Source organism: Eisenbergiella porci (genome assembly GCF_009696275.1).
In the GTDB taxonomy this organism is placed as follows: domain Bacteria; phylum Bacillota; class Clostridia; order Lachnospirales; family Lachnospiraceae; genus Eisenbergiella; species Eisenbergiella porci.
In genome coordinates, this window is the sequence record NZ_VUMI01000062.1 from 26130 (window position 1) to 33563 (window position 7434).

The 7434-nt window shown below is 45.8% G+C and carries 9 protein-coding genes; all 9 read right to left on the reverse strand.

What is annotated here, in order from left to right; all coding sequences use genetic code 11:
- Positions 1–1038: an amidoligase family protein gene (locus FYJ45_RS24785; RefSeq protein WP_154467701.1), complete on the reverse strand. Its 1038-nt coding sequence runs from the start codon at positions 1036–1038 to the stop codon at positions 1–3.
- A 2-nt stretch (positions 1039–1040) separates the two neighbouring features.
- The gene (locus FYJ45_RS24790) at positions 1041–2846 is read right to left on the reverse strand and encodes a VirB4 family type IV secretion system protein (RefSeq protein ID WP_408609541.1); all 1806 of its coding nucleotides are present in this window, start codon (positions 2844–2846) and stop codon (positions 1041–1043) included.
- Between the two features lie 22 nt (positions 2847–2868).
- Complete coding sequence (locus FYJ45_RS24795; RefSeq protein ID WP_154467704.1) at positions 2869–3441, reverse strand: hypothetical protein; 573 nt, start codon at positions 3439–3441, stop codon at positions 2869–2871.
- Positions 3434–3703, reverse strand: a complete 270-nt coding sequence (locus FYJ45_RS24800) for a hypothetical protein (RefSeq protein WP_154467705.1) — start codon at positions 3701–3703, stop codon at positions 3434–3436. Before FYJ45_RS24800 ends, FYJ45_RS24795 begins: the two co-directional genes overlap by 8 nt.
- The gene (locus FYJ45_RS24805; protein ID WP_154467707.1) at positions 3684–5216 is read right to left on the reverse strand and encodes a DNA cytosine methyltransferase; all 1533 of its coding nucleotides are present in this window, start codon (positions 5214–5216) and stop codon (positions 3684–3686) included. Before FYJ45_RS24805 ends, FYJ45_RS24800 begins: the two co-directional genes overlap by 20 nt.
- A gap of 18 nt (positions 5217–5234) precedes the next feature.
- Positions 5235–6095 (reverse strand): conjugal transfer protein TrbL family protein, encoded by an 861-nt coding sequence (locus FYJ45_RS24810; protein ID WP_154467709.1) that lies wholly within the window; start codon positions 6093–6095, stop codon positions 5235–5237.
- 30 nt (positions 6096–6125) lie between these two features.
- On the reverse strand, positions 6126–6566 hold the full coding sequence (locus tag FYJ45_RS24815; protein ID WP_154467711.1) for a hypothetical protein: 441 nt from the start codon (positions 6564–6566) through the stop codon (positions 6126–6128).
- Between the two features lie 12 nt (positions 6567–6578).
- Positions 6579–6917 carry a DUF3852 domain-containing protein gene (locus tag FYJ45_RS24820; RefSeq protein WP_154467713.1) on the reverse strand — a complete coding sequence of 113 codons (339 nt, stop codon included), beginning with the start codon at positions 6915–6917 and terminating at the stop codon, positions 6579–6581.
- 88 nt (positions 6918–7005) lie between these two features.
- Positions 7006–7242, reverse strand: coding sequence for a hypothetical protein (locus FYJ45_RS24825; RefSeq protein WP_207708454.1), 237 nt, complete (start codon positions 7240–7242; stop codon positions 7006–7008).
- Between the last annotated feature and the right edge of the window lie 192 nt (positions 7243–7434).

The following is a 7434-nucleotide window of genomic DNA, read 5'->3' on the forward strand; positions in this document are numbered from 1 at the left end:
CTATAACGACAGATTCATGCCCTGCTCCTGGCTTTCCTCTGCCTCCTCAACACTTCCCGTTACTTCCTCTGACTGCATTGCTTCCTCCGCTGCCTGTAGCGACTCTTCCTTTTCCTTTTTGGCTTTCAGCCTCTCCTTTTGTTTCTCTGCCTGTGCAGGGTCCTTCCATGCAATTCCGCCCTCCAGATTTTCCAATAAGAACTTTCTTGCAGTCTTAAACTCATCCCCTATCATGCCAAGACGTAAGAGCCAAGTGCGAAAGGTATACTTTTCGTTGGTGCTGGTGGTCTTTCTGGTGGCGGCACAGGTCTGGTTTAATGCCTGCCCGGAAATGGCAAGACAAAACTGTATGTAGGTCTTTACTTTCCCGGCATGAGTGGTGGAGTTAAACAGACGAAACTCAATGGTTCCCTTCTGGAACACACTGTGCAGGTTCAGACAATGGTAGCGGCTGTCATGGTAATGCCTGTGGCTGCCATCGGCTCCCTTGTACCAGATGTTACTGACCTCTGCCAATGTCTTTGGCTTTTTCCGATTCAGACTCTGTAAAAACTCCTCTTCCACCTTCCTACAATACCTATGCTCACGGTTTACATCCACCTGCAAAGCCTTATAAATCAAATCCTCTTTGCTGTACATGATGTTGGTGATATTCCGGAGCGTTCTGGCATTATGGGGTGCGGCATTCACATGAACATGAATGCCACACTTTTCCCCTGCTATGGCTCCTGCATGACGGAGCTGCCTTACAATCTCCTGAATGGTTGGAATGTCTGCATATTCACAGATGGGAGATACAAACTCTACCTTGTACTCATCTCCGGCATGGCTTCCATCCTTTTTCTTTGCCACAATACTGGAATCATACATAACCTTCCACTTTCTTCCCTGATTGTCATAGACACTGTATTCCTCATAATAACCGCCATCATATTGATAACTGTTACCCAAGTATTTGGAGATAACCCCCGCCGCTTTCTGTCTGGTCAGTCCGGTCAGTTCGATTTCAATCCCGAATTTCTGCTCCCGCATATCCATACTTAACGACCTCCGGCACTTCCAAACAGCTTCTCCTTATACTCCGGTGCGTGTACCATCAGATTGTATCTTTCGTTACCGCACTTATAGAGGCACACTCCACGCTGGGGATAACGGATGAGATTGTACTCACTCTTTTCAAGCTGCAAGGTATCGATGTAAAACTTGGCATCGATGTTACCGGCATTGAATAAAAAGGCATGTGTCGGGATGGAGAACAGCGGTTTTGTATATTCACGGATACCATCAATGTTGAAGTCCTCCAGATTCTGGCTGGCAAGGATGACCGCACTGTCCTTCTTACGCACACGTTTCATAAAGTTTCGGATGTACTCTACTGCTGTCAGATTGGTTAAGAACAGATAAAACTCATCGATGCTGGCGGCAGTATGACCATTGGTAAGCAGTTCATTGGACATGTAGGAAAGGATGTTAAATAACATAGCATCCTTCACATTTCTGCTTGCCTGAAGCAACCCTTTTACACCGAAGGTCAAGAAGCTGCTGTCCGTGATGTTGGTATGTCCGTTAAAAAATTTGGACTCCGCCCCTTTACACATGGAGTGAAGTCCTAAACAGATTTCCTGCAATAATTCTGCGGTATACAATTGTTTTTTCTTGGCATCGTAATGCTTATACTCCTCTTCCATCAAATCATAAAGGTCTGAAAGGATAGGATAATCGGCAGGTGTCAGCTTACTAAAGTCTGTATCATCCCTGATATTCCACTTTTCATACAGCTTCCCTAACATGATTTCAATGGTATCAATCTGGCTGTCCGTGAAATGCTTGTAGGTACGAAAGAAGTCCTTTAAGAAAGAAATGTGCTGGCTTAACTTGGAGGAACAGCGGAATGTATAAGGAGCCTCTGTATCTTCAGGACTTCCGTTCTCATCCCATGTTTTCGGCTCCAGTACGTTAATGATAAATTCGCCACTCATAAGGTCCACAAAGCATCCGCCCAGATTGTTTGTCAGGTCGATGTATTCATGCTCCGGATCAAGGCAGATGACCTTCATGCCGGACTCCCTGAGAATGGTTAATATCAGTTTTAACAGATAGGACTTACCCTGTCCGGAGTTACCAAGGATTAGGATATTGGCATTGGTCTTGTCATCGGCTCTCTGGTTAAAGTCCACAATCACGTTGCTGCCAAACTTATCTCTGCCGATGTAAAAACCATTCTTATCCGTCTTGCCGGAATAATTAAAAGGAAACAGATTGGCCACGCTGGAGGCAGGGAGCGCGCGTTCAAACTGCTCACGGAACACATTTCTGCCTGCCGGATGGACACACATAAATCCCTGCTTCTGTCTAAGTAGGAGCTTGTCCACATTTAACTTGGAACGGATTAACTCTGTTAACACCTCCGTCTGCAACAGTTTTAATTTCTCCATATCCGGCGCAGATAATTCGATAAACACAGCGGTGTGTAAAAGTGGCTCCCTGTTCCTATGCATGGTGGAAATAATTGTAGTCACGTCCTGTAAGTTGCTTGCCGCAGTCACCGTTTCCTGCAAGTTTTCTGTATTCCCCTGCTTCATGCGGTTCTTATTGGCTGCATTGCTGATAATCTTTTTCTCCTCTGCCGGTGTCACCTGTCTGGTGTAGATTCTAAGGGTAACGCCATCCTTTTCCCCAAGGTGTCTTAAAATCGCCTGCTCATCCGTAGCTGTCGGATACTCCCGGAGCGCCCAGACACTGCGGTATGTATTTCCACAGATATAGTGGTCCGTATAAAACTGGATAACGGATGGGGCAATCATATCCAAATAGCCTTTCAACTTTGCCTCGGTTTCTGACTGCATTACCGTGTTTTTCTTTCTGTTTTTATTCATTTAATATAATCCACCTTTCTCCGTCAAATTCCTCGAATTTTTCGGTTGTTACATTCTGCTCAAAGTACACTGCAAGGATTCTTCTGATATCCTCTTCCTCTGCTCTCTTGGAGGTAAATCCCTGCTCAGTCAGCATTTTTTCAATGCGGTTTAAGTAGGAAAAAATCTCATTCTCCTTCTGGTTACGGAGACGGATAATTAACAGAAACTCTCTTGCGGTAGCCATCTGCACCTGCATGCGGTCTAAATAATTCGCATCCTTTTCCAGAAGTTTTCGCACCACAGGGTTGGTTTCCTCCTTCATCCGTTTCTTCAGATATCTCTTGTTGTCCTCAAAATTCTCTCTGGAATTTAAGCACATCATCTCGATTTCCGTGATGCCCTTAAGCACCGTCATCAGTCCATAGATTCTGGCTGACAGACTCTCCTCCGAAAGCACGGAGATGTTGCTTGGCTGGATTAAAAAGTACACCAGCTCATCATTTCTGTATGTTCTGATGCTGTAATCCGTCACTTCCTTGGTTCCCATCAGTTCTCTGGTGGATTCCATGTTCTTTTTACTCATCCGGTGTGTACCTCCATTCGTAATGCTGCTGGTCTAATAAAAAATAAGCACAGGCATAGCGGATAAAATCCATAATGGTGGTATCCTCTACCTGTATGGTTAAAAATGCATATGCTCCTGCAATGACAAGCGGAAACCATATCCCTGCGTATGCAAACGCAAACACAGAAAACAAAATAATAATTCCAATAATGGCTAAGTCTTTTAACTCCCACAGCCACATGGTTGCCTTTGCTTTCAAGTTATCGGGATAGATATACATCCTCTTCCTCCTCTCCCATTTTTGATAAAAAATAAGCGATACCGCATAGAATAAAATCTACGCATGGCACCGCCACACTGTTTCCCAATGCTCTGTATCTTGCACTGTCACTTGCCCTTGGTATGTCCGTCCAGTAATCCGGGAACCCCATTAAGCGTTCACACTCTAAGGGAATCAGCCTGCGTACAAGTCTGCTTGCATCCACAATGCACTTTCCCTGTTCTACATATTGGTTGCCTATCATCTTTTCATCCCCGGCACACAGGCTTCCGATTACCTTCAGGTAAGGCTCCACCCTTTCTTTTGGGATATAAATACAATGCCTGTCCTCTGTGGTCAGGGTGTAACTGATACCCTGTTGGTAACCGCATCCGTTTCCACCATTTTTCTCTTTCCGGTTTACAACGTTTCCGGCAATGCAGAATGGCTCTTTATTTACGGCAAGGGGTGTATTATTTCCACCTGTACCAAGTGCCGAAGTGATAGTCTGGGCAACCTCCACAGGACCGGTATAACGGGTATCCGGTCCATGATTGTCAAACAGTATGGGCTGGTTATTTCCTGCCATCCCTGCCGCTGCTGTTATGGTCGGGCAGTATCCCACCCCGATTTCTGCATTTCCCTGACTGGTAGCCATAATAATGGGCGGATTGGAACGTCCCCGTGCAAGCAGTGTTCCGCTGATGTTTTCATGCACATTCATCCTCTCTCCGCCCTGGTCTAAGAGACAGATTACATAGTCTTTTTGGGGTTCTGTATGTCTTGGCCTGCCTGCATCAGCAGAGCCTGCTTTAAGATAGCAGGCAGTTCCTTTCCCCTCTTTTCGCTTCTTCTGATAATTCCTCCACACGCTGTCGGACTCAAATAGTATCTCTCTGGCACTGTATCCTCCAAAATCTGCGACAAGGAAGATTCGATTTCTTCTTTGGGGGACACCCCAAAATTGAGCGTCCAATACTCTCCAAGCGACAGAGAATCCTTCTCCCATAATAATCCCGGCAGGAGTCCATGCCCCTCCCGGCGGTCCAGGTATAGATACGTCTGCCTCCTTGATGCGGCAGACTTCCTCAAGGACCTTGTGAAAATCTGCTCCGTAGGATTCTCCGCTGGAGAAGGCTCCCGGCACGTTTTCCCAGAGCATATACCGAGGTCGAATAAACTCATCTGTCCGTCTTCTATGGTTTCTCATCCTCCTTCCATCCTGTTTTCTCATTTCTTTTACAATCCTAACCTGCTCCATGAATAAGCCGGACCTTTCCCCTGAGAGCCCCTCTCTTTTTCCGGCCACGGACAAATCCTGACAGGGTGAACCGCCTGCCAGCACATCCACCACCGGCAGATTTTCCCCATGCAGTTTTGTGATATCCCCCATATGCTTCATCTCCGGAAAACGGTATGAGGTCACCGCCATCGGAAAGGGTTCTATCTCACTTGCCCATACCGGTCTGATACCGTTCATGGTGGCCGCCAGCGGAAAACCGCCGATTCCATCAAACAGGCTTCCTAATTTCATTCCGATACCATCACCGCCTTATGCTGCCACTGTCTTCACAACAGTCTTGGTCATGTTGATAGCGGTCTGGGCTGCATATACGCTGCTCATGATATTGGTCTTGGTGCTGGTGTCTAATCCAAACTGTCCTGCAATACGAGGCACTTCCGTACTGGATAGCATGAGTCCAAGTCCTAAGAGCGGATGGTCACGGAACACCATAAGTCCTGCGGTTAAGATGGTAGACTGTAAAAACGCTGTGATGCAGATACCAATGACCTGCTTGCACCACTGAATAAATCCGTCTATGTATCCCCTTGGAACAGAGAACATATAAAGGCTTCCGACTGCTATCTGAATCAGCAGAATGCCGCCTCTTTTTAAGTTGGCAAAGAACACTTTTATTACTGCATATCCCATCATGATGGCACAGAAAATCGCTAGAATAGGATTGCCTACACCCGGAAAAGATGCAGACATTAACACCTGCTGTGCGGTCAGTCCGATGCTTTCTGCATTGGTGATTCCTGTAATCGCCGAGCCGAATGTTCCTTGCAGGGAAACGCAGAGGGAGTACAGGTTAATTGGCACAATCGTAAACAGATTTACTGCCATGAACCCTTTAATATAATTCATGGCGGTATCCTTGATGCTGCCCCTGCCTCCCTGATATTCGATGGCACACTCAAAGGCTCCTACCACAAGTCCGACACCGAACAATGCCCAGCCTAAGTAACCAAAAAAAGTGGTAACTGCTTCCACCCAAGGCAGGTCAAACAGTTCCACTCCCATGTTGTTCATCATGACAAAGAAATCATTTAAGAAACCAATGATTTTCCCATATATCCAGTCAAGTATCTGGTCCAGGATAGTCTCTGCCACAAAATCAAATATAAACATATAACACCACCTTCCTGCAGACTTCCTGCTTTACGGACTCATCTGCTGGCTCTCGAAATCCTGCGACTGTACCATTGCCATATCCTGAAAAACGGACAGATAATTTTCCACTCCGGCTGCCAGCTTCTGATAATCTGCATTTGTCGGATGAAACACATACCAGTCACTTTTTCCATTGTCTGTCCAGATATGAGGGTTCACACCTTCTCTGAAATTAGGGTTGCTTACTTTCGGTTTGCCCCAAATATCTGTAAAGCGCAGAAGCATACTGTCTACCACACCCTCTTTTCTGTTGATAATGGAAGTCTTCAGCCCTGCATAATGGTCATGAACTCCAAGCGTTACAAACTCAATCCTTGCACGCAAGTCCTCACTGATAGTGCCATAACACATGCGCCCCACATACTTCTGGTCTTTCAGTATGTTACTGTTTCCCATAATCTTCTTTAATTCCGATTCAAAAAAATTCATCTCCTCTGCCTCCTACATTCCAAGAATATCCCAGATATAAGCAGGCGCGGTCAGAGTAAACACAAGGCAGGCAAACAGAATTGCCGGAGCTGCCCACTCAAACTGTCCGTGCTTTCGGTAATCAAAGTATGCGGTTCCCAGCTTCGCAAAGAAAAATACCGCAAGGATTAAATCAATCGCCGGAAACACAACCTTGTTTACCACCGTCTTAATCTGCTCAGACGCATCGTTCCACGTTCCCTCAATGGCTCCTGCCACATCCCCGGTTCCTGCGGCACATACCGTTGTACCAAAGGTTAAGGAAAGCACAAATACCAGCATTACCATAACTAACCACTTCTTTTTCTTCATCTTATCTTCCTTTCTCTGTCGGGCTTCTCGCCCCTTATTCATGAAAAAAGACTGCACAAATGCAGCCTTTTTCTTCTTTGTTATTCAGTTACATATCCATCTGCGTGGTCGGTGTCTGCTCCTGAAGCAGTTCTGCAACCTCATATACATTTGGATTTTCATAAAACCTTAAATCCCCTCTATAACCCACTTTTAAATGGCTGAATTCTTCTCCCAGCTTCAGCAAAGCCTCCGGTGCTTCTTCTGGGAATTCCTGATTCCATATCACCCATTCTCCGTTCTGATACCGGGGCGCCAGTTCTAAGATGACATAGTCCTCCGGCACAAATTTGGGATACTGCCTTGGAAATCCGTTTGCATCATAATATAATTTCCCCTCCTGCATCACAGGGTAGTGTCAAGTTTCACTACCGTTTTTTATTGTTAAACCTTGATTTTATGGGAGTTTGCAATAAAAAGAGCATTGACCTCCCTTTTATGGTATAATGTCACTCGCCAAAACAACCTTATACGAAAG